The organism is Streptomyces sp. NPDC058955 (assembly GCF_042741435.1).
Classification (GTDB): domain Bacteria; phylum Actinomycetota; class Actinomycetes; order Streptomycetales; family Streptomycetaceae; genus Streptomyces.
In genome coordinates this window covers 38,337-59,338 of record NZ_JBHYKM010000008.1, presented here as the reverse complement: position 1 = coordinate 59,338, position 21,002 = coordinate 38,337, and the positions used below count along the sequence as shown (strand labels likewise).

Annotated in this window: 19 protein-coding genes; 14 read left to right on the top strand and 5 right to left on the bottom strand. The window is 73.6% G+C overall.

The features are described from left to right. Window positions 1-2,190: bifunctional serine/threonine-protein kinase/ABC transporter substrate-binding protein (locus tag ACFW1I_RS05950; RefSeq protein ID WP_384666439.1), on the top strand; the 2,190-nt coding region annotated here is incomplete at its 5' end. Between the two features lie 43 nt (window positions 2,191-2,233). On the opposite strand, the gene ACFW1I_RS05945 is transcribed toward ACFW1I_RS05950, so the two are convergent. The 5 genes from ACFW1I_RS05945 to ACFW1I_RS05925 all read right to left on the bottom strand — a co-directional run bounded on the left by ACFW1I_RS05945 (window position 2,234) and on the right by ACFW1I_RS05925 (window position 8,957). Next, entirely contained in the window at window positions 2,234-3,286 is a 1,053-nt protein-coding gene (locus tag ACFW1I_RS05945; RefSeq protein ID WP_384666436.1) for a 2-oxoacid:ferredoxin oxidoreductase subunit beta, read from the bottom strand. Then, a complete protein-coding gene (locus ACFW1I_RS05940; RefSeq protein ID WP_384666434.1) occupies window positions 3,279-5,216 on the bottom strand; it encodes a 2-oxoacid:acceptor oxidoreductase subunit alpha in 1,938 nt (645 codons plus the stop codon). The genes ACFW1I_RS05945 and ACFW1I_RS05940 overlap by 8 nt, the downstream gene beginning before the upstream one ends. Window positions 5,217-5,493: 277 nt before the next feature. Next, a complete protein-coding gene (locus ACFW1I_RS05935; protein ID WP_384666433.1) occupies window positions 5,494-6,153 on the bottom strand; it encodes a LuxR C-terminal-related transcriptional regulator in 660 nt (219 codons plus the stop codon). Between the two features lie 172 nt (window positions 6,154-6,325). Next, entirely contained in the window at window positions 6,326-7,612 is a 1,287-nt protein-coding gene (locus ACFW1I_RS05930; protein WP_384666431.1) for a sensor histidine kinase, read from the bottom strand. Between the two features lie 160 nt (window positions 7,613-7,772). Beyond that, window positions 7,773-8,957 carry a sensor histidine kinase gene (locus ACFW1I_RS05925; protein WP_384666429.1) on the bottom strand — a complete coding sequence of 395 codons (1,185 nt, stop codon included), beginning with the start codon at window positions 8,955-8,957 and terminating at the stop codon, window positions 7,773-7,775. Window positions 8,958-9,112: 155 nt separating this feature from the next. On the opposite strand from ACFW1I_RS05925, the gene ACFW1I_RS05920 reads away from it, so the two are divergent. The 13 genes from ACFW1I_RS05920 (at window position 9,113) to ACFW1I_RS05860 (ending at window position 20,991) form a co-directional block, all read left to right on the top strand. Continuing rightward, on the top strand, window positions 9,113-9,505 hold the full coding sequence (locus ACFW1I_RS05920; protein WP_031009254.1) for an NADH-quinone oxidoreductase subunit A: 393 nt from the start codon (window positions 9,113-9,115) through the stop codon (window positions 9,503-9,505). Beyond that, window positions 9,496-10,086, top strand: coding sequence for an NADH-quinone oxidoreductase subunit B (locus ACFW1I_RS05915; RefSeq protein ID WP_384666427.1), 591 nt, complete (start codon window positions 9,496-9,498; stop codon window positions 10,084-10,086). Before ACFW1I_RS05920 ends, ACFW1I_RS05915 begins: the two co-directional genes overlap by 10 nt. Next, window positions 10,083-11,378, top strand: coding sequence for an NADH-quinone oxidoreductase subunit C (locus ACFW1I_RS05910; protein WP_384666426.1), 1,296 nt, complete (start codon window positions 10,083-10,085; stop codon window positions 11,376-11,378). The genes ACFW1I_RS05915 and ACFW1I_RS05910 overlap by 4 nt, the downstream gene beginning before the upstream one ends. Then, window positions 11,375-12,343, top strand: a complete 969-nt coding sequence (locus ACFW1I_RS05905) for a complex I subunit 1 family protein (RefSeq protein ID WP_031009261.1) — start codon at window positions 11,375-11,377, stop codon at window positions 12,341-12,343. The genes ACFW1I_RS05910 and ACFW1I_RS05905 overlap by 4 nt, the downstream gene beginning before the upstream one ends. Beyond that, entirely contained in the window at window positions 12,344-12,913 is a 570-nt protein-coding gene (locus ACFW1I_RS05900; RefSeq protein WP_384666424.1) for a NuoI/complex I 23 kDa subunit family protein, read from the top strand. Next, the gene (locus ACFW1I_RS05895) at window positions 12,910-13,461 is read left to right on the top strand and encodes an NADH-quinone oxidoreductase subunit J (protein ID WP_384666422.1); all 552 of its coding nucleotides are present in this window, start codon (window positions 12,910-12,912) and stop codon (window positions 13,459-13,461) included. Before ACFW1I_RS05900 ends, ACFW1I_RS05895 begins: the two co-directional genes overlap by 4 nt. After that, complete coding sequence (nuoK, locus tag ACFW1I_RS05890) at window positions 13,461-13,823, top strand: NADH-quinone oxidoreductase subunit NuoK (protein WP_384666420.1); 363 nt, start codon at window positions 13,461-13,463, stop codon at window positions 13,821-13,823. Before ACFW1I_RS05895 ends, nuoK begins: the two co-directional genes overlap by 1 nt. Next, on the top strand, window positions 13,820-15,799 hold the full coding sequence (locus ACFW1I_RS05885; RefSeq protein ID WP_384666418.1) for an NADH-quinone oxidoreductase subunit L: 1,980 nt from the start codon (window positions 13,820-13,822) through the stop codon (window positions 15,797-15,799). Before nuoK ends, ACFW1I_RS05885 begins: the two co-directional genes overlap by 4 nt. Before the next feature lie 206 nt (window positions 15,800-16,005). Further along, on the top strand, window positions 16,006-17,565 hold the full coding sequence (locus tag ACFW1I_RS05880) for a NuoM family protein (protein ID WP_384666416.1): 1,560 nt from the start codon (window positions 16,006-16,008) through the stop codon (window positions 17,563-17,565). Beyond that, entirely contained in the window at window positions 17,562-19,088 is a 1,527-nt protein-coding gene (locus tag ACFW1I_RS05875) for an NADH-quinone oxidoreductase subunit N (RefSeq protein WP_384666414.1), read from the top strand. The genes ACFW1I_RS05880 and ACFW1I_RS05875 overlap by 4 nt, the downstream gene beginning before the upstream one ends. 33 nt (window positions 19,089-19,121) lie before the next feature. After that, a complete protein-coding gene (gene mscL, locus ACFW1I_RS05870) occupies window positions 19,122-19,577 on the top strand; it encodes a large conductance mechanosensitive channel protein MscL (RefSeq protein ID WP_384666412.1) in 456 nt (151 codons plus the stop codon). Window positions 19,578-19,732: 155 nt separating this feature from the next. Continuing rightward, complete coding sequence (gene htpX / locus ACFW1I_RS05865; RefSeq protein ID WP_384666410.1) at window positions 19,733-20,596, top strand: zinc metalloprotease HtpX; 864 nt, start codon at window positions 19,733-19,735, stop codon at window positions 20,594-20,596. Further along, window positions 20,593-20,991: a YccF domain-containing protein gene (locus tag ACFW1I_RS05860; RefSeq protein ID WP_384666409.1), complete on the top strand. Its 399-nt coding sequence runs from the start codon at window positions 20,593-20,595 to the stop codon at window positions 20,989-20,991. The genes htpX and ACFW1I_RS05860 overlap by 4 nt, the downstream gene beginning before the upstream one ends. Window positions 20,992-21,002: the final 11 nt, after the last annotated feature.

The window sequence follows — 21,002 nt, the reverse complement described above, 5'->3', positions numbered from 1 at the left end:
GCTCCGGGTCGTCGGGGTCTCCAGCGCGCGCCCCCCCCCCGGGGCGGCGCGCCCCCCCGTCACCCGCTCCCCGCCCCCCCCCCCCCCCCCGACCCCGCCTTCCGCGAGCGCTTCCGCCGCGAGGCCCGCACCGCCGAGCGGATCACCGGCCGCTGGACGGTCCGGGTCCTCGGCGCCGACCCGGAGGCCCGCGAGCCCTGGCTCGCCACCGAGTACGTCCCCGGGCCCTCCCTCGCCGAGACCCTCGCCCTGTACGGGCCGCTCCCCGAACCGGCCGTACGGGCCCTCGGCGCCCGGCTCGCCGACGCCCTCGCCGACCTGCACGCGGGCGGGCTCGTCCACCGGGACGTGAAGCCCGCCAACGTCCTGCTCGCCGTCGACGGGCCCCGGCTCATCGACTTCGGCATCGCCCGGGTCGCCGGGGCGACCGCCCTCACCGCCACCGACGCCATGATCGGCACCCCCGGCTACCTCGCCCCCGAACAGGCCCGGGCCGCCGGGGCGGGCGAAGTCGGCCCGCCCGCCGACGTGTTCGCGCTCGGCTGCGTCCTCGCGTACGTCGTCACCGGCGAACGACCCTTCGGTACCGGCACGGTGGCCGCCGTCGTCTACCGCACGGTCCACGACGAGCCCGAACTCGGCGCCGTACCCGCCGCCTTGAGGCCCCTGGTGGCCGCCTGCCTCGCCAAGGACCCGGCCGCCCGGCCCACCGCCGAGGCCGTGCGGGACGCGCTCGGCGGCACCGGGGGACCCGTCGGGGAGCTGCTGCCGCCCGGTCTGCCCGCCCTGATCGCCGAACGCTCCGCCCGGGTCCTCGACCTGCCCGTCCCCGAACCGACCGCCGTCGTCCCCCCGCCGCCGCCGCGCGGACCGTCCCGGCGGGCCCTGCTGGCCGGCGGCTCGGCGGCCCTCGTGGTGACCGCGGGCGCCCTCGCCGCCCGCCTCGGCGGCCTGATCGGCGGCTCCGGCAGCGGCGCCACCGGCGGCACGGACGGCGGCGTGCTGGGCACCACGAGCGCCACGGCCGGGAACCTCCCCACGTACACGATCGGCGTCCAGACCGACCTCAGCGGCCCCCGCAAGGCCGACGGCCGCGCCCAGGAACGCGGCGTCCGGCTCGCCGTCGAGCGGTTCAACGCCCGCCCCGACCGCACCTTCGGCCTCGCGGTGAAGGTCCACGACGACGCCGGCGACCCCGCCCGCGCCGCCCGGACCGCCACCGCCATCGGCAAGGACCGGGCCGTCCTCGCCGTCATCGGACCGACCTCGCCGGAGGTGGTCACGGCCGCCGCCAAGATCTACCAGGGCAACTCCCTGGTGTACGCGAACGTGGCGACCGGCGTGGACTTCACGGTGATGCCCGATCTCGTCGGCGAACCCTCCTACTTCGAGATGCGCACCCAGGTCGAACTGCTCCTGCTCGGCTTCTCCACCGTCGTCATCGCCCGCAAGCTGCCCAGGGTCGCGGTCGTCGAGGACCGGGCCGCCGGACACATCGCCTGGGCGATGGGCACCTCCCTGAAGGACAGCCTCGCCGCGGCCGGCGTCGCCACCACCACCAGCCGCCACGAGGTCGACGCGGAGACCGACGACTTCGGCCCGGCGGCGCGCGCCGTCAAGGCGTCCGGAGCCGAGGGCGTCCTCTACGCGGGCCTGTCACCGGCGCGGGCCGCCCGGTGCGCCCGCGCGCTGGCGGCGGCGGGCTTCACCGGCGTGTGCGGCGCCGTCGAGAGCGTCCTCGAACCGGACTTCCTGAGCGGCGCGGGACCCGTCGCCGAGGGCTGGTACTTCGGGACCTCGTACGTGGACCCGGCCGCCCTCGCGACGGAGCCCGCGAAGGAGTTCACCGCCGCCTACCGGGCGCGCTGGGGGCGGGCCGCCACGGATCCCGTCGAGCGGTACGCGGCGGAGGCGTACGACGTCACCCTCGCGATCGCGGAGACCATGCGGGGAGTGGCGGCGAGCGGGCTCGCCGTGCAGCGGGGCGCGCTCACCCGCCGGCTGCGGGAGCTCACGTACGAAGGGGTGGCGAAGAAGTACGGCTTCGACACCTCGAACGGCTTCCGCTTCCTGCACCAGGTGTACGTCCACCGCGTGGAGGCGGGCGGGAAGGTCGGCTACCTCGGCCACTACGAGGAGGCGGCCGAGAAGGAGAAGAAGAGGCGGAAGGAGACGGGGAAGGCGCCCTGACCCGGAGGCCGGGACGCCCTCGTCCGCGGGGTCGGCCGGCCCGTCAGCCGACCACCGTCCACGTGTCGTTGCCCGTCAGCAGGCGGGCCAGGTCGCCCTCGCCCTGCTGGGCGACGGCCCTGTCGAGCTGTTCGGCCATCAGGGTGTCGTAGACCGGGCGTTCCACCGAGCGGAAGACGCCGATGGGGGTCTGGTGGAGGGTGTCGGGGTCGGCGAGGCGGGAGAGCGCGAAGGCGGTCGTCGGGGAGGCGGCGTGCGCGTCGTGGACGAGGATCCGGGACTCGTTCTCCGGGGTGACCGCGACGACCTCCAGGTCGCCGGTGGCCGGGTCGCGGACGACGCCCTTGTCGAGCTCGGCGCCGAAGCGGATCGGCTGCCCGTGCTCCAGGCGGATGACGGCCTCCTTGGCCTGGTCCTTGTCCTTGAGGACCTCGAAGGCGCCGTCGTTGAAGATGTTGCAGTTCTGGTAGATCTCCACCAGCGCGGTGCCGTCGTGGTCGGCGGCCTGGCGCAGCACCTCGGTGAGGTGCTTGCGGTCGGAGTCGACCGTGCGGGCGACGAAGGTGGCCTCCGCGCCGAGGGCGAGCGACACCGGGTTGAAGGGGGCGTCGAGGGAGCCCATCGGGGTCGACTTGGTGATCTTGCCGACCTCGGAGGTGGGGGAGTACTGGCCCTTGGTGAGGCCGTAGATCCGGTTGTTGAAGAGCAGGATCTTCAGGTTCACGTTGCGGCGCAGGGCGTGGATGAGGTGGTTGCCGCCGATGGACAGCGCGTCGCCGTCGCCGGTCACCACCCACACCGACAGGTCGCGGCGGGAGGTCGCCAGGCCGGTGGCGATGGCCGGGGCGCGGCCGTGGATGGAGTGCATCCCGTAGGTGTTCATGTAGTACGGGAAGCGGGACGAGCAGCCGATGCCGGAGACGAAGACGATGTTCTCCTTCGCCAGGCCCAGCTCGGGCATGAAGCCCTGGACGGCGGCGAGGACGGCGTAGTCGCCGCAGCCGGGGCACCAGCGGACCTCCTGGTCCGACTTGAAGTCCTTCATCGTCTGGGCGGCCTCGGCCTTGGGCACCAGGTGCAGCAGGTTCTCAGGCATCGATGGCCTCCTTGAGGGCGGCGGCGAGCTGCTCGGCCTTGAACGGCATGCCGTTGACCTGGGTGTGGCTGCGGGCGTCGACGAGGTACTTCGCCCGGACGAGGGTGGCGAGCTGGCCGAGGTTCATCTCGGGGACGACGACCTTCTCGTACCCCTTCAGGACCTCGCCGAGGTTCTTCGGGAAGGGGTTGAGGTGGCGGAGGTGGGCCTGGGCGATGTGGCCGCCCTCGCGGCGGATGCGGCGCACGGCGGCGGTGATCGGGCCGTACGTGGAGCCCCAGCCGAGGACCAGGGTCCGGGCGCCGTCCGGGTCGTCGACCTCCAGGTCGGGCACGGCGATGCCGTCGACCTTGGCCTGCCGGGTGCGGACCATGAGGTCGTGGTTGGCGGGGTCGTACGAGATGTTGCCGGTGCCGTCCTGCTTCTCGATGCCGCCGATCCGGTGCTCCAGGCCGGGCGTGCCCGGGACGGCCCAGGGGCGGGCGAGGGTCTCGGGGTCGCGCAGGTACGGCCAGAAGACCTCGGTGCCGTCGGCCCGGGTGTGGTTCGGGCCGGTGGCGAAGGGGGTGCGCAGATCGGGCAGGTCGGCGACCTCGGGGATCCGCCAGGGCTCGGAGCCGTTGGCGAGGTAGCCGTCGGAGAGCAGGAAGACCGGGGTGCGGTAGGTGAGGGCGATCCGGGCCGCCTCCAGGGCCGCGTCGAAGCAGTCGGCCGGCGTCTTCGGGGCGACGACGGGGACCGGGGCCTCGCCGTTGCGGCCGTACATGGCCTGCAGGAGGTCGGCCTGCTCGGTCTTGGTCGGCAGGCCGGTGGAGGGGCCGCCGCGCTGGATGTCGACGATCAGCAGCGGCAGCTCCAGGGAGACCGCGAGGCCGATCGTCTCGGACTTCAGGGCCACGCCCGGACCGGAGGTCGTGGTGACGGCGAGGGAGCCGCCGAAGGCCGCGCCGAGCGCGGCGCCGATGCCGGCGATCTCGTCCTCGGCCTGGAAGGTCCGCACGCCGAAGTTCTTGTGCTTCGACAGCTCGTGCAGGATGTCCGAGGCCGGGGTGATCGGGTAGGAGCCCAGGTAGAGCGGCAGCTCCGCCTGCTTCGAGGCGGCGACCAGGCCGTAGGAGAGGGCCAGGTTCCCGGAGATGTTGCGGTAGGTGCCGGTGGGGAAGGCGCGGGTCGCGGGGGCGACCTCGTAGGAGACGGCGAAGTCCTCGGTGGTCTCGCCGAAGTTCCAGCCCGCCCGGAAGGCGGCCACGTTCGCCTCGGCGATCTGCGGCTTCTTCGCGAACTTGGACCGCAGGAAGGCTTCGGTTCCCTCGGTCGGCCGGTGGTACATCCAGGACAGCAGTCCGAGCGCGAACATGTTCTTGCTCCGCTCGGCCTCCTTCCGGGACAGGCCGAACTCCTTCAGCGCCTCGATCGTGAGGGTCGTCAGCGGCACCGGGTGGACCCGGTAGCCGTCCAGCGAGCCGTCCTCCAGCGGCGAGGTCGCGTACCCGACCTTGGCCATGGCCCGCTTGGCGAACTCGTCGGTGTTGACGATGATCTCGCCGCCGCGCGGCACGTCGGCGATGTTCGCCTTCAGCGCGGCCGGGTTCATCGCGACCAGCACGTTCGGCGCGTCGCCGGGGGTCAGGATGTCGTGGTCGGCGAAGTGGAGCTGGAAGGACGAGACGCCGGGCAGGGTGCCTGCGGGGGCGCGGATCTCGGCCGGGAAGTTCGGCAGCGTGGACAGGTCGTTCCCGAAGGACGCCGTCTCCGAGGTGAAGCGGTCACCCGTGAGCTGCATGCCGTCACCGGAGTCGCCCGCGAACCGGATGATCACCCGGTCGAGACGTCGGACTTCCTTCTCGGTGCCGTGGCGGGCCTCCGCCGGGGCGCTGCGCTGCTCCCCGAGCAGGGCCTCGCCGGCCTCGCTACTGACCTGGCTGGTCACTGAACTGGACCTCCCTAGCGGCAAGCGGGACTCTTCGCCCACCCTACGACTGCGAGGTGGGCGGTCCCGGGGATTCTCACATGATGGGCCTCTGCCTGAGACGCCCTTGTGTCCTGCGTTGTCCTGTTCTGCGCCTACCCGGATTGCTCCGGAACGCGGCATTCCGACTCGTTCTTCCGCCCTAGGACCCCGAGGGGCCCGAAGGGACGTATCTGACAGGGTGTCAGAAGATCAAGGCTCGGGGGCAGGGCCCGCCCCCGGTGCGGCGGCGGCCCGCTCAGGACCTGAGGTACGTCAGCACCGCGAGGACCCGGCGGTGGTCGCCCTCGCTCGGCGACAGGCCCAGCTTCAGGAAGATGTTCCCGATGTGCTTCTCCACCGCGCCGTCGCTGACCACCAGCTGCTTCGCGATCGCCGAGTTCGTCCGGCCCTCGGCCATCAGACCCAGGACCTCCCGCTCGCGCGGCGTCAGATGCCCCAGCACGTCCTGCTGCCGGCTCCGCCCGAGCAGCTGCTGCACGACCTCCGGATCCAGGGCCGTACCCCCCTCGGCCACCCGCACCACGGCCTCGGTGAACTCGCGGACCTCCGCGACCCGGTCCTTCAGCAGATAGCCCACACCGCGCGTGGAACCGGCCAGCAGTTCGGTGGCGTACTGCTCCTCCACGTACTGCGACAGCACCAGCACCCCGAGGTCCGGATACTCCGCCCGCAGCCGCACCGCCGCCCGCACGCCCTCGTCCGTGTGGGTCGGCGGCATCCGCACGTCGGCCACCACCACGTCCGGCAGCGCGCCCGCGTCCGCCAGCTCCGCCACCGTCTTCACCAGCGCGTCGCCGTCCCCGACCCCCGCGACGACCTCGTGGCCCCGGTCCGTCAGCAGGCGGGTCAGCCCCTCGCGCAACAGCACCGAGTCCTCGGCGATCACCACACGCACCCGGCCCGCCACCTCACCCACACCCACGCCCGCTGCCCCCATGTCCCCTGCTCGCTCCGTGCGACCCGGTCGGCGTCGCGTGATCAGCATCGCAGGAAAGGCCGTGCGAAAGGGGCCGGCGGAAAGAAACATCACCGGGGACCCGGACGGCCCCCGGCACGGCGCACCCGCCTCAGGCCCGCCAGGGCAGCTCCGCCGTCACCGTCGTCGGACCGCCCTCCGGCGAGTCCACCGCCAGCACGCCGTCCACCGACCGCAGCCGCTCCGCCAGCCCCGCGAGACCCCCGCCGCGCGCCGGGTCCGCGCCGCCCACGCCGTCGTCCCGCACCTGGAGCATCAGCCGCTCCGCCGACCGCCACACGTCCACCGAGACCCGCCGCGCCCCCGCGTGCAGCTCCACGTTCCGCAGCAGCTCCGAGACCGTGAAGTAGGCCAGGCCCTCGATCGCCGGCACCGGCCGCCCCGGCAGCTCCACCGTCACCGACACCGGCACCGGGCAGCGCGCCGCCACCGCCGACAGCGCCGCGTCCAGGCCCCGGTCGGTCAGCACCGCCGGATGGATGCCCCGCGCCAGGTCCCGCAGCTCCTTCAGCGCCAGCTTCACCTCGCCGTGCGCCTCGTCCACCAGCACCGCCGCCGCCTCCGGGTCCCGGGCCAGCGTCTCCTTCGCCATCCCCAGGTCCAGCGCCAGCGACGCCAGCCGCGCCTGCGGCCCGTCGTGCAGGTCCCGCTCGATCCGCCGCAGGTCCGCCGCCGCCGTGTCCACGGCCGCACCCCGGTCCGACTCCAGCTCCGTCACCCGCTCCGCCAGCCGCCCCCGGCCCAGCAGCCCCGCCACCAGGACCCGGTCCACCGCCGTCAGCCCCCGCACCACCGCCGGCCACGCCAGCACCACCAGCAGCCCGATCGCGAAGGCGACGCCCACCTCGAAGGGCGAGTCGACGTACAGGGCGCGGTCCTCGTCCCCGTACAGCTGGATCCCGTCCTGGCTCAGGTACGTCGGGAAGACCCACCGCCACAGCGGATACGTGAACAGGCCCCAGCCGACCGAGAAGACCGTCACCGACACGCAGAAGGAGAACACCGCCCACGGGAAGTGCACGAGCGCGTACAGCAGGTGCCGCCACGAGGCCCCGCTCCGCAGCATCGCCGCCATCCACGAGAACGGCCCGCCGGTCCGCCCGCGCACCGGCTCCGGCGCCGGCACGTCCGCCCCGAGCAGCCCCCGCACCCGGGCCCGCTCCACCGCCCCGAACCCCCGGCACACGACCAGCGCCGCCGCCAGCACCGGCACCCCCAGGAAGGTGATCAGCAGCCCGGCGCCCGTCGCGGTCAGCGAGACCGCCAGCGAGAACGCCACCACGCTCAGCGGCAGCCCGACCAGGGTGAACAGGAAGGCCCGCCAGGTCCGCCCCTGGAAGGGGGCCCGAAGGGCGGAGGGAACGAGCGGCGATGCCATCGGGACGTCCTTCACTGGTGAGGAGGGGAGAGGGGAGGAGGAAAGGGAGCTTCGGTGGGTACGACTCCAGGGTTCCGTCCGGCACCCCCTCCGCACCATGAGGCGGGTCGGCGTCTCCCGAGGGGGGATAACCCCACCCCCACGGGAGGGCGCGCGGGCCTCAGCCCCGCCGCGCCCGCCACGGCAGCTCCGCCGTCACCGTCGTCGGGCCGCCCTCCGGCGACTCCACGACCAGCACGCCGTCCACCGCGCCGAGCCGCTCCGCGAGACCGGCCAGACCCGTGCCGCCGCCGTCGAGCCGGGCCCCGCCGACACCGTCGTCCCGCACCTGGAGCAGCAGCCGGTCCTTCGCCCGCCACACCTCCACCGAGGCCGACCGGGCCCGGGCGTGCTTCGACACGTTCTGCAGCAGCTCCGAGACCGTGAAGTACGCGATCCCCTCGATCGCCTCCGCGGGCCGCTCGTCCAGATCGACGGTCACCGTCGCCGGCACCGTGCACCGCCCCGCCAGCGACGACAGCGCCGCCCCGAGCCCCCGGTCGGTCAGCACCGCCGGATGGATGCCCCGCGCCAGGTCCCGCAGCTCCTGGAGGGCCAGCTTCACCTCGCCGTGCGCCTCCGCGACCATCGCCGCCGCCGCGTCCGGGTCCTCGTGCAGCTTCTCCTTCGCCAGGCCGAGCCCCATCGCCAGCGCCACAAGGCGTGCCTGGGCGCCGTCGTGCAGGTCCCGCTCGATCCGCCGCAGGTCCGCCGCCGCCGTGTCCACCACCACGCCCCGGTCCGACTCCAGCTCGGCGATCCGCCGCTCCAGCTCGTCCGACGGCGACAGCAGACCCCGCACCATGCCCCGGTCCGCCGCCGCGAGGCCCCGCGCGATGAACGGCAGCACCGGCCACAGCGCCACCAGCGACACCAGGGTGACGGCGAAGGTCACCACCCCCCACGGCAGCCGGATCAGCCCGTACAGCTGCGTCCGCCACGCCACCGGGTCCTTCAGCCGCGTCCACAGCCACGGCAGCGCGCCGCCGGCCCGCGGCAGCGGCGACGGCTCGGCCACCTCCACGTCCAGCAGCCCCCGGGCGCGCGCCCGCTCGGACCGCCCGATCCCGCGCGCCCCCGCCAGTCCCGCCGCCAGCAGCGGCAGACCGATCACGGTGACCGACAGGGCGACCCCGACGACCACGGAGGTGACGGCGTAGACGAAGCCCACGAGGGCGGTGGGCAGGTTCAGGAGGAGGAAGGAGATCTCCTTCCAGGTCTCCTTCCCGTACGCGGTCCGCCGCCGCGCGGGCGGGTCCACGGCCGCGACGGCGGGGGAGGGAGGGCTCGGGTGATCAGCGGTCATGCCCTCAGCCTGCCGCCCCCCGACCCCTGCGGGCCATGGGGGAGGTGGGTGTCGGCCCCGGGGGATAACCCCACCCGTGCCTGCTTACGCTCCTTTTAGCAGGGCCTAGACTCGCGTCCGTGAAAACGGCGGCGAGGGACTGAGGGGCGGCGGACGTGCGGGAACCGACCGTAGTCGCGGCGGACTATTTCGATACGTACTCCGTCGTCGGCCTGCTCGCCGTCGTCGGCGTGCTCTTCGTCGCGGTCGCCTTCGGCGCCGGCCGGCTGCTCCGGCCCGTCGTGCCGACCCCGGAGAAACTGCTCACCTACGAGTGCGGCGTCGACCCCGTGGGGGAGGGCTGGGCCCACACCCAGGTCCGCTACTACGTCTACGCCTTCCTCTACGTGATCTTCGCCGTCGACTCGATCTTCCTCTTCCCGTGGGCGACGGTCTTCGCCGCGCCCGGCTACGGCGCCACCACCCTCGTCGAGATGTTCGTCTTCCTCGGCTTCCTGGCCGTCGGCCTGCTCTACGCGTACAAGAAGGGCGTCCTGGCATGGACGTAACACCCGCAGGGGGCGCCGTGCCCCTGCCCGCGCCGAAGCTGGGAACGCTCTCCCGCCTGGCCCCCGAGCCCATGAAGGTGGTCCTGAACTGGGGCCGCCGCTACAGCCTCTGGGTGTTCAACTTCGGCCTCGCCTGCTGCGCGATCGAGTTCATCGCCGCGTCGATGGCCCGCCACGACTTCATCCGCCTCGGCGTGATCCCCTTCGCCCCGGGCCCGCGCCAGGCCGACCTCATGATCGTCTCCGGCACGGTGACGGACAAGATGGCGCCGGCCGTGAAGCGGCTGTACGAGCAGATGCCCGAGCCCAAGTACGTCATCTCCTTCGGCGCCTGCTCGAACTGCGGCGGCCCCTACTGGGACTCGTACTCCGTCACCAAGGGCGTCGACCAGATCATCCCCGTCGACGTGTACGTCCCCGGCTGCCCGCCCCGCCCCGAAGCGCTCCTCCAGGGCATCCTCAAGCTCCAGGAGAAGATCGCCCGCGAGTCGCTCGGCGAGCGGTACGGCGGCGCCGGCGCGTCCGTCGCCCAGCTGACCAGCGGGCTGGTCACCCCGCCGCCGGGAGGCGACGACCGATGAACCGCTACGACTCCCTTCCCGAAGCCGTGACGGACCTCTTCGGCGACGAGGCGGCGGCGGAGCGGGCGTACGACCTGCTGACCGTCGACGTCCCCGCCACGGACTGGCTCGACGCGCTGCGGACCGCCCGGGACGAGCTGGGCTGCACCTACTTCGACTGGCTGAGCGCGGTGGACGAGCCCGGCACCGGCTTCCGCGTCTGCGCGCACGTCGTCGCCCTGGAGACCGGCCGGGTGCGGCGCCTGCTGCTGCGCACCACCGTGCCCCACGAGGCCCCCTCGCTCCCCACCGCCATCGGCGTGTACGCGGGCGCGGCCTGGCACGAGCGCGAGACCCACGAGATGTTCGGCGTCGTCTTCGAGGGCCACCCGAACCTCACCCCGCTCCTCCTCCCCGAGAACTTCGAGGGCCACCCGCTGCGCAAGGACTTCGTCCTCGCGGCCCGCGTCGCCAAGGCGTGGCCGGGCGCGAAGGAGCCGGGCGAGGCGCACGACGGCGGCCCCAAGCGCCGCCAGATGCTCCCGCCGGGCGTCCCCGACCCCAACGAATGGGGCCCCCTCAAGGGCCAGCTCCCCCCGGCCCCCGAACGCCCCGCCCGAGCCGCCGCCGCCGACCGCCCCCGCCGCACCCGCACCACGGCGGAAGGCACGCCGACCCAGGAGACCCCGGCCCCCCGCCGCGCCCGCACGGCCTCCCAGGGCTCCGCGAGCCAGGCGGCTCCGGAGGTGTCGGCCACCCCGGCTGCCCCCGAGGCCCCGCAGGCTCCCGCGACCCCCGAGACCGGAGCACCCCCGGCCCGCCGCACGCGCTCGGCGTCCGAGGGTTCCGCGAGCCAGGCGGCCCCGGAGGCTCAGGCGACCCCCGAGACCGGAGCGCCCCCGGCCCGCCGCACGCGCTCGGCGTCCGAGGGTTCCGCGAGCCAGACGGCCCCGGGCACCCCGCGCCGCATGCGCAGCGCGAGCCAGGGCTCGGCGAGCCAGCAGGCGGAGCAGGCCGGGGAGCCCCCGGCCGCCGCCTCGCCGCCGCCCCGCACCCGCAGCGCGGACGCCCCCTGGCACCACGCCCGCCCGGCCTTCGACGACACCCCGAAAACCCCCGAAACCCCCGCGCCGGAGGCGAAGCCCGCCGCAGGCGACGAGGCCGCCCCGGACGCGCCCGCGCCCGACGCGAAGCCCGCCGCGGGCGAGCCCACCCCCGAGGCCAAGCCCGCCGCTGGTGACAAGCCCGCCGCGGACGGCAGCGGCACCGACCCCGACACCACCCCCGACCCCGCCGGAGGCGATCCCGCGTGAACGACGCACTCGACGTCGCCGTCCGGCTCCTGCTCGTCTTCGCCGCGTTCCTCGTGCTGCCGCTGGTCGTCGGGCAGACCGAGCACAAGGTGATGGCCCACATGCAGGGGCGGCTCGGCCCCATGTACGCCGGCGGTTTCCACGGCTGGGCCCAGCTCGTCGCGGACGGCGTGAAGTTCGCGCAGAAGGAGGACGTCGTCCCGAAGGACGCCGACCGGCGGGTGTTCCAGCTCGCGCCGGCCGTCGCCCTCCTCCCGTACCTGCTCGTCCTCGTCGCGATCCCGGTCGGCCCCGGCGACGGCGCCGTCGGCGCGCTCGTCGACGCCGGCATCTTCTTCGTGCTGGCCGTCATGGGCGTCGGCGTGCTCGGCAGCCTGATGGCCGGCTGGGCGTCCGCCAACAAGTTCTCGCTCCTCGGCGGCCTCCGCACCGCCGCCCAGCTGCTCGCGTACGAGCTGCCGATGCTGCTCGCCGCCGCGTCCGTCGCGATGGCGGCCGGCACCGTCTCCCTCACCGGCGTCCTCGACGCCTTCGAGTGGTGGTGGGTGCCGTGGCAGATCGTCGGCGCGCTGGTCTTCTTCGTCGCCGGCCTCGCCGAGCTCCAGCGCCCGCCGTTCGACATGCCGGTCGCCGACTCGGAGATCATCTTCGGCGCGTACACCGAGTACACCGGCCTCCGCTTCGCGCTCTTCCTGCTCGCCGAGTACGCCGGCATCGTCGTCCTGTGCGGCCTCACCACCGTCCTCTTCCTCGGCGGCTGGCACGGCCCCGGGGGCGCCGACGGCCTCGGCTGGCTGTGGACGCTCCTGAAGACCGCCGTCCTCGCCTTCGTCGTCATCTGGCTGCGGGTGAGCTACCCCCGGCTCCGCGAGGACCAGCTCCAGAAGCTGGCCTGGACGACCCTCGTCCCGCTCGCCCTGGCGCAGATCGCGCTCACCGGCATCGTGAAGGTGGCGATCAGCTAGATGTCCCCGAAGATCCCCGGCTCCGGCCTCGCCAAGGGCCTCGCCGTCACCCTCCGCACCATGACCCGCAGGAGCGTCACCGCCCCGTACCCGGACGCGCAGCCCGAGCTGCCGCCCCGGTCGCGCGGGGTGATCGCGCTGTTCGAGGAGAACTGCACGGTCTGCATGCTGTGCGCCCGCGAGTGCCCCGACTGGTGCATCTACATCGACTCCCACAAGGAGACCGTCCCGGCCGCCGCCCCCGGCGGCCGCGAGCGCAGCCGGAACGTCCTCGACCGCTTCGCCATCGACTTCTCCCTCTGCATGTACTGCGGGATCTGCATCGAGGTGTGCCCCTTCGACGCCCTCTTCTGGACGCCGGAGTTCGAGTACGCCGAGACCGACATCCTGGAGCTCACCCACGAACGGGACAAGCTCCGCGAGTGGATGTGGACCGTCCCCGAACCGCCCGCGCTCGACCCGGCGGCCGAGGAGCCCAAGGAGATCGCCGCCGCCCGCAAGGCCGCCGAGAAGGCCGCCGCGGCCCAGGCCGCCGCCGAGGCCACCCAGCAGCAGGAGGGCCCGCAGTGAACCTGGCAGCACAGAGCCACGGCTTCCTCTCGCCCTCCGGCGTCGAGATCGCCTTCCTCCTCGTCGGCCTCGTCACCCTCGGCGCCGCGATCGTGTCCGTCACCACCAGGCAGCTCGTGCACGCCGCGCTCTGGCTGGTGGTCGCGCTCGGCGGCCTCGCCGTCGAGTACCTCCTGCTGACCGCCGAGTTCATCGCCTGGGTGCAGGTCCTGATCTACGTCGGCTCCGTCGTCGTCCTCCTCCTCTTCGGGCTCATGCTGACCAAGGCCCCGATCGGCCGCTCCCCGGACGCCGACTCCGGCAACCGGCCGGTCGCCCTCGCCGTCGCGGTCGCCGCCGCGGCGGCCCTCGTCTGGGTGGTCGCCGACGCCTTCCGCACGACCTGGATCGAGCTGGACGGGCCCGCGCAGGGCTCCACCGGCGTGACCGGCGAGATCCTGTTCCGGCACTGGGTGCTGCCCTTCGAGGCGCTCTCGGTGCTGCTGCTCGCCGCCCTGGTCGGCGCCATCGTCCTGTCCCGCAAGAAGCCGGAAGGGGAGCGGGACTGATGCACCTCGCCTACCCCGCCGTCCTCGCCGCGCTCCTCTTCTGCGTCGGCCTGTACGGCGTCCTCGCCCGCCGCAACGCGATCCTGGTCCTGATGTCGGTCGAGCTGATGCTCAACGCCGTCAACCTCAACCTGGTCGCCTTCGACGTCTGGCTCCGCGACGCCCTCCACGCCGGCCAGGCCCTCACCCTCTTCACCATCGCCGTCGCGGCGGCCGAGATCGGCATCGGCCTCGCCATCGTCCTGATGGTCTACCGCAACCGGGGCACGGCCGACATCGACCGGCTCCGCGACACGGCGGAGACCGGGGAGACCGGGGAGACCCCGGAGAGCACCGACGAGAAGGCCGAGGCCGCCGCGTGACCACCACGACCCTCGCCGTCCTCGTCCCCCTGCTGCCCTTCCTCGGCGCCGCCGCCGGGCTCGCCGTCGGCCGCACCGCGCCCGGCTTCGTCCGGCCGCTCGCCGTGCTGCCGACGCTCGCCGCCGCCGTCCTCGCCGTCCTCGTCGCGATCCGCCAGGGCGGGAACACGGTGATCGAGGCCGCCACCGAGCTGACCCCCACCGGCTCCGTGCCGATCACCCTGGGCGTCCACATCGACGGCTTCGCCGCCCTCGTCGCCGTCCTGGTCGGCCTGGTCGCGAGCTGCGTGCAGATCTACTCGACCGGCTACCTCCGCGAGGACCCCCGCTACCCCTCGTACGCGGCGCTGGTCTCCCTCTTCACCGCCGCGATGCTCCTCGTCGTCTACTCCGGCGACCTGATGGTGCTCCTGGTCGGCTGGGAGATCATGGGCATCTGCTCGTACTTCCTCGTCGGGCACTACTGGGAGACCCCCGAGGCGCGGTCCGCCTCCCTGAAGGCGTTCCTCGTCACCAAGCTCGGCGACGTCCCCTTCCTCTTCGGGCTCTTCGCCCTCGCCGCCGACGCCGGCACCTTCCGCATCGACGGCATCCTGTCCACCGTCGCGAGCGGCGGCCTCGACCACCCCACCGTGGTGGCGCTGCTGCTCCTCGCCGGCGTCGCCGGCAAGTCCGCGCAGTTCCCGCTGCACACCTGGCTCCCCGACGCCATGGCCGGCCCGACGCCGGTCTCCGCGCTCATCCACGCGGCCACCATGGTCGCCGCCGGCATCTACTTCGTCGCCCGGCTGCTCCCGGTCTTCGCCGCCTCCGCCGCCGCGCTGACCGTGCTCGCCGTGATGGCCGCGGTCACCATGGTCGGCTCGGCGCTCGCCGCGCTCGCCCAGGACGACATCAAGCGGGTCCTCGCCTACTCGACGATCGGCCAGCTCGGCTACATGGCCGGCGCGCTCGCCGTCGGCGACCGGGGCGCCGCCGTCTTCCACCTCCTCTCGCACGCCGCCTTCAAGGCGCTGCTCTTCCTCGCCGCCGGCGCGGTCATCCACGCCGCCGGCACCAACTCGCTCACCGCGATGTCCCGGATGGGCGGCCTGGCGAAGCGGATCCCCGACGCGTACTGGACGATGACCGTCGCCCTCCTCGCGCTCGCCGCGATCCCGCCCTTCGCGGGCTTCTTCTCCAAGGAGGCGGTCCTGGTCGCCGCCGAGCACACCGCGCTCGGCGACCGGCCCGGCGTCCCCGCCGGGGCCGGCTGGACCGTCCTCGTCGCGGGCCTGCTGACCGCCCTCCTCACCGCCGCGTACGCGCTCCGCCTCTGGCTCCGCACCTTCCGCGGCCACGGCGCGGAGGCCCCGGACCACGGCAGGCAGCCGATCGCCATGACCGCCGTCCTGTGGGTCCTCGCGATCCCGTCCCTCGGCTTCGGCCTGAGCGCCGCCTTCCTGGACGACTGGTTCGACGGCGAGGCCCTCACCCCGACCCTCACCACCGCCGTGCTCGGCACCGGCCTCGCCGTCGCCGGCGGCGCCGTCACCTACGCCGTCTGGCGCACCCTCGCCGCCAGGGCCGTACCCGCCGTCAAGGCCCCGCACGTCGCCCACCCGGACGCCGAGGCCGGTCTGGTCGAGGCCGAGGCGCTGCACCTGCCGCACCCCGCAGAGGACCCGGCCGACCCCGGCCGCGCCCTCCTCGGCCCGCTGTACGGCCCGGCCGCCGACGGCTTCCACCTGGACGCCCTCTACCGGAAGGTGTTCGTCCGCCCCGTGCTCGGCGCCGCCTCCCTGGTCCGCTTCCTGGACCGCGAGGTCGTCGACACCTATGTGAGCGGCGCCGCCGGCACCGCCAAGGGCCTCGGATGGCTGGTCCGCCGCGGCCAGACCGGCAACACGCAGACCTACCTCAGCGCCCTGCTCGCCGGCTCCGTCGTCCTGGCGATCGCCGCCGTCGCCCTCGCCAACGCCTTCGCCGGAGCGTGAGCCGTGATCGATATCAGCGAATCCGTGATGCAGTTCCTCCTCGCGTTCGTCGTCGTGGGGGCGCCCCCCACCGCCCCCCCCCCCCCCCCCCCCCCCCCCCCCCCCCCCGCACCCCCCCCCCCCCCCACCCCGCGCGAGCGCCCCGCCCGCCCCCCCCCCCCCCCGCCACGCGGCCCGCCGGGGGGGGGGCCGACTCTGACGGCCTTGTGGCGGGGGCGGCCCCGGCGGGGGGGGGCGGCGGGGCCCCCCCCCCCCCCCCCGCCGCCGCGCTCCTGCCCGCCCCGCCCGGACTGAAGGGGAAGTCGCCCGAGCAGGCGGTGCTCCGCCACGGCGTCACCGTCACCGGCGCGATCCTCCTCGCCGCGCTCGTCCTCACCCTGGGCTTCGACCACGACCACCCGTCGCGGATGCAGGCCACCACCGACATCAGCTGGATCAAGGCACTCGACGTGCGGATCCACCTCGGCGTCGACGGCATCTCGCTCCCCCTCCTGGTGCTGACCGCGCTGCTGACCTTCCTGTGCGCGCTGTACTCCTACTCCAAGCCGCCCACGGGCCCGTCCCCGAAGGCGTTCGTCGCGCTGCTGCTCGTCCTGGAGGCCGGCACCCTCGCCACCTTCGCCGTCCTCGACCTGGTCCTCTTCTTCCTCGCCTTCGAGATGGTCCTCGTCCCGATGTACTTCCTCATCGCCCGCTGGGGCGGCGAGGGCCGCCGCGCCGCCGCCGGGAAGTTCATCCTCTACACGCTGCTCGGCTCCGTGGTCATGCTGCTCGGCCTGCTCCTGATCGGGATCAAGGCGGGCACCTTCGACATGGTGGCGCTCGCCACCGACAACGGCCGCGGACTGACCACATCGGTGCAGGTCACCGCCGTTCTCGCGATCGGCATCGGGCTCGCCGTGAAGACCCCGATGTGGCCGCTGCACTCCTGGCTGCCGGACGCCCACACCGCCGCCCCCACGGTCGGCTCGGTCCTCCTCGCCGGCGTGCTCCTCAAGATGGGCACCTACGGGTTCGTCCGCATCGCGCTGCCGATCGCCCCCGACGGCATGCACACCCTCGCCCCCTACCTGGCCGCCTTCGCCGCCGCCGGCATCGTCTACGGCTCCCTGGCCTGCCTCGCGCTCGCGCGGCCCGGCGCCAAGGGCGACCTCAAGCGGCTGATCGCGTACTCCTCCGTCGGCCACATGGGCTTCGTCCTCCTCGGCATCGCCACCCTGACCCCCACCGGCGTCAACGGCGCGCTCTTCGCCAACATCGCCCACGGCCTCATCACCGGCCTGCTGTTCTTCCTCGTCGGCGCCGTGAAGGACCGGTACGGCACCGCCGACCTCGACACCCTCGCCGGAGCCACCGGCGCCGCCCTCTACGGCCGCGCCCCCCGCCTCGGCGCCCTTCTCGCCTTCGCCGCCGTCGCCTCCCTCGGCCTCCCGGGCCTGGCCGGCTTCTGGGGCGAGATGCTCGCCCTGTTCGCCGCCTTCGACCCCGCCGACGGGCTGAGCCGCCCCGCGTACCTCGTCTTCATGGCCCTCGGCGGCCTCGGCACCCTGCTCACCGCCGCCTACCTGCTGATCGTGGTCCGCCGGGTCTGCATGGGCGGCCCCCGCCCGGCCGGCGAACCGGAGCTCGCCGACGTCCAGCCGTACGAGCTGGCCGCCTGGACCCCGCTCGTCGCCCTCACCGTCCTCGCCGGACTCTGGCCCGCGGTCCTCCTCGGCCTCACCGACCCGGCCGTCCAGCAGCTCCTCGCGGGAGGCACCCAGTGATCACCGCCGACGCCTCTCTCGTCCAGTCCGTCGACTGGCTGACGATCGCGCCCCCGACGCTCACCGCCCTGGTCGCGCTCGGCGTCCTCGTCGCCGACCTCTTCGTCCCCGCCGAGCGCAAGCAGCTCCTCGGCTGGATCTCCCTCACCGGCCTCGCCGCCGCCCTCGCCCTGCTCCTGCCGCTGCGCTCCGGCGACCGCGCCACCTTCTGCCTCACCGCCGGCGCCCAGACCGACAGCCACGCCCAGACCGCCGGATGCAGCTACACCGCCGACCACTTCACCCTGGTCATCCAGCTCCTGGTGCTCGGCGGCGCCCTCCTCACCGCGCTGCTCTCGCTGCCCGCCACGCGCGCGAAGCTCCCGGCCGGCGAGTACTGGTTCCTGCTGCTCTCCTCCGCCGCCGGCGCCGCCCTGCTGCCCGCCTCCCGCGACCTCGCCACCCTCGTGGTCGCCCTGGAGGTCGCCTCGCTGCCCGCCTTCGCCCTCGTCGGCCTCAAGCGCGGCGACCGGCGCTCCAGCGAGGCCGCCCTCAAGTTCTTCCTCTCCTCGGTGACCGCCACCGCCGTCACCCTCCTCGGCGTCAGCTTCGTCTACGCGGCCACCGGCACCCTCCACCTCACCGAGATCGCCGCCCGCCTCGACGAGGTGCCCGGACAGCTCCAGACCCTCGCCGAGGCCGGCGTCGCCCTCACCCTCGTCGGCTTCGCCTTCAAGGTCGCCGCCGTCCCCTTCCACTTCTGGGTCCCCGACACCTACAGCGGCGCCCCGCTGCCCGTCGCCGCCTACCTGTCGGTGGTCGGCAAGGCCGTCGGTTTCACCGGCCTCATCCTGGTGACGGTCGTCGCCTTCCCCGCGTACGCCGACGTCTGGGGCCCCGCCCTCGCCGTCCTCGCCGCCCTCACCATGACCGCCGGCAACGTCGCCGCGCTCCGGCAGGACCCCACGCGCGCGGGGAGCGCGATCCGGCTGCTCGCCTGGTCCTCCGTCGCCCAGGCCGGCTACCTCCTGGTGCCGATCGCCGCCGCCGCGTACTCCGGCGACGACCAGATCGGCGCCACCGTCGCGTACGCCCTCATGTACGCCGTGGTGAACCTCGGCGCCTTCGCGGTCGTCGCCCTCGTCGCCCGCACCCACCCCGGCAAGCGGATCGCCGACCACGCCGGCCTCTACGCCACCAGCCCCGCCGCCGCCCTCGCGCTCGCCTTCTTCCTCCTGAATCTGGCCGGTTTGCCCCCGGGTATCATCGGCCTCTTCGCCAAGGTGACCGTGTTCTCGTCGGCCGTCGACGCGGGCCTCGGCTGGCTGGCCGTGGTCATGGGCGTCAACGTCGTCATCGGCCTCGCGTACTACCTGCGGTGGACCGCCCTGCTCTTCCGCACCCCGGAGGGCGCGCCCCCCGCCGAACCGCGCCGGGCCCCCACGCCCGTCACCCTGGCGATCGCGCTGACCGCCGTCGTCGGAGCCGTCCTGTCGGGCTACCCGCAGTTCGCCCTCCGCTTCGCCACGGCCGGCCTCTTCTGACCCCCCACGGAAACCCCCTAGGAGCAACACGCCGTGCTGAACGGATTCAAGGACTTCATACTTCGCGGGAACGTCGTCTCGATGGCGATCGGCCTCGCCGTCGGCTCGGCGTTCACGGCCGTCGTCACCGGCTTCAGCAAGGCGTTCATCACCCCGCTCATCGGCCTCGCCACCGGCTCCGTCGGCGACTTCAGCGAGGCGAGGTTCCAGGTCGGCAAGACCGTCTTCCCCTACGGCCTCGCGATCTCCGCCACCATCGCCTTCGTCATCACCGCGCTCGTCCTCTACTTCCTCTTCGTCGTCCCCATGGCGAAGGTCCAGGAGAGGTTCGCCAAGGAGGAGGCGGCCGACCCCAAGTCCGAGAAGCGCGACTGCCCCCGCTGCTTCACCGAGATCCCCGCCATCGCCACCCGCTGCGCCCACTGCACCAGCGAGGTCGAGCCCACCCGCGCGGGCGCGGACCTGGAGAAGATCCCCGCCGCCCGCTGACCCGGGCCAGGATCACCCGAACGGCGCAACACGCCCCCGGTGCGGCCGGGGGAACCGCAGCCTCCCGCCTGGCGTTGACCAGTACGTGAGGGTCCACTGGACGCGTGGACCACGAAGCAAAGGGTTCCCCTGCCGCACCACTTGGAGGGCGTACCGTGCACCGCCGGCACAACGGGCTGAGGACCGCCGTACTCCTCGGAGGGCTCTCCGCCCTCATCATCGTCATCGGCAGCTTCTTCGGCCGTACGGGCCTGATCGTCGGACTCGTCGTCGCGATCGGCACCAACGCGTACGCGTACTGGAACAGCGACAAGCTGGCCCTGCGCGCCATGCGCGCCCGCCCCGTCAGCGAATTCGAGGCCCCCGCCCTCTACCGGATGGTCCGGGAGCTCTCCACCCAGGCCCGCCAGCCGATGCCCCGGCTCTACATCTCGCCGACCCAGGCCCCCAACGCCTTCGCCACCGGCCGCAACCCGCGCAACGCCGCCGTCTGCTGCACCGAGGGCATCCTCGCCCTCCTCGACGAGCGCGAGCTCCGCGGCGTCATCGGGCACGAGCTCAGCCACGTCTACAACCGGGACATCCTCATCTCCTCGGTCGCCGGCGCGCTCGCCTCCGTGGTGATGTTCCTCGTCAACTTCGCCTGGCTCATCCCCGTCGGCCGCTCCAACGACGACGACGGACCCGGCCTCCTCGGCTACCTGATGATCGTCATCCTCGGCCCCATCGCCGCCTCGATCATCCAGCTCGCCATCTCCCGCTCCCGCGAGTACGAGGCCGACGCCTCCGGCGCCCAGCTCACCGGCGACCCCCTCGCCCTCGCCGCCGCCCTCCGGAAACTCGAAGCCGGCACCAAACAGCTCCCGCTGCCCCCCGAGCCGCGGATCGAGACCGCCAGCCACATGATGATCGCGAACCCCTTCCGTCCGGGGCAGGGGCTGTCCAAGATGTTCTCGACCCACCCGCCCATGGCCGAGCGGATCGCTCGCCTCGAAGAGATGGCAGGTCGCCGTCCGTGAAGACCATCCTCAACGTCATATGGCTCGTCCTCTCCGGCTTCTGGCTGTTCCTCGGCTACCTCGCCGCGGGCCTCCTCCTCTGCATCACGATCATCGGCATCCCCTTCGGCCTCGCGGCCTTCCGGATCGGCCTCTACGCCCTCTGGCCCTTCGGCCGCACCGTCGTCGACAAGCCCGACGCCGGCGCCGCCTCCTGCGTCGGCAACGTCCTGTGGCTGGTCCTCGCCGGCTGGTGGCTCGCCATCGGCCACATCGTCACCGGCATCGCGCTCTGCATCACGATCATCGGCATCCCGCTCGGCATCGCGAACTTCAAGCTCATCCCCGTCTCCCTGCTGCCCCTCGGCAAGGACATCGTCCCCACCGACCAGGCGTACGGCCGCCCCGGCTTCTGAGGCCGGCCGCA

Excerpts from the sequence above, each read along its gene's own strand:
- ACFW1I_RS05945 (WP_384666436.1), bottom strand. The coding sequence starts at position 3,286 with ATGCCTGAGAACCTGCTGCACCTGGTGCCCAAGGCCGAGGCCGCCCAG.
- nuoK (WP_384666420.1), top strand. The coding sequence starts at position 13,461 with ATGCACCTCGCCTACCCCGCCGTCCTCGCCGCGCTCCTCTTCTGCGTC.
- ACFW1I_RS05910 (WP_384666426.1), top strand. The coding sequence starts at position 10,083 with ATGAACCGCTACGACTCCCTTCCCGAAGCCGTGACGGACCTCTTCGGC.
- ACFW1I_RS05930 (WP_384666431.1), bottom strand. The coding sequence starts at position 7,612 with ATGGCATCGCCGCTCGTTCCCTCCGCCCTTCGGGCCCCCTTCCAGGGG.
- ACFW1I_RS05915 (WP_384666427.1), top strand. The coding sequence starts at position 9,496 with ATGGACGTAACACCCGCAGGGGGCGCCGTGCCCCTGCCCGCGCCGAAG.
- ACFW1I_RS05925 (WP_384666429.1), bottom strand. The coding sequence starts at position 8,957 with ATGACCGCTGATCACCCGAGCCCTCCCTCCCCCGCCGTCGCGGCCGTG.
- ACFW1I_RS05900 (WP_384666424.1), top strand. The coding sequence starts at position 12,344 with ATGTCCCCGAAGATCCCCGGCTCCGGCCTCGCCAAGGGCCTCGCCGTC.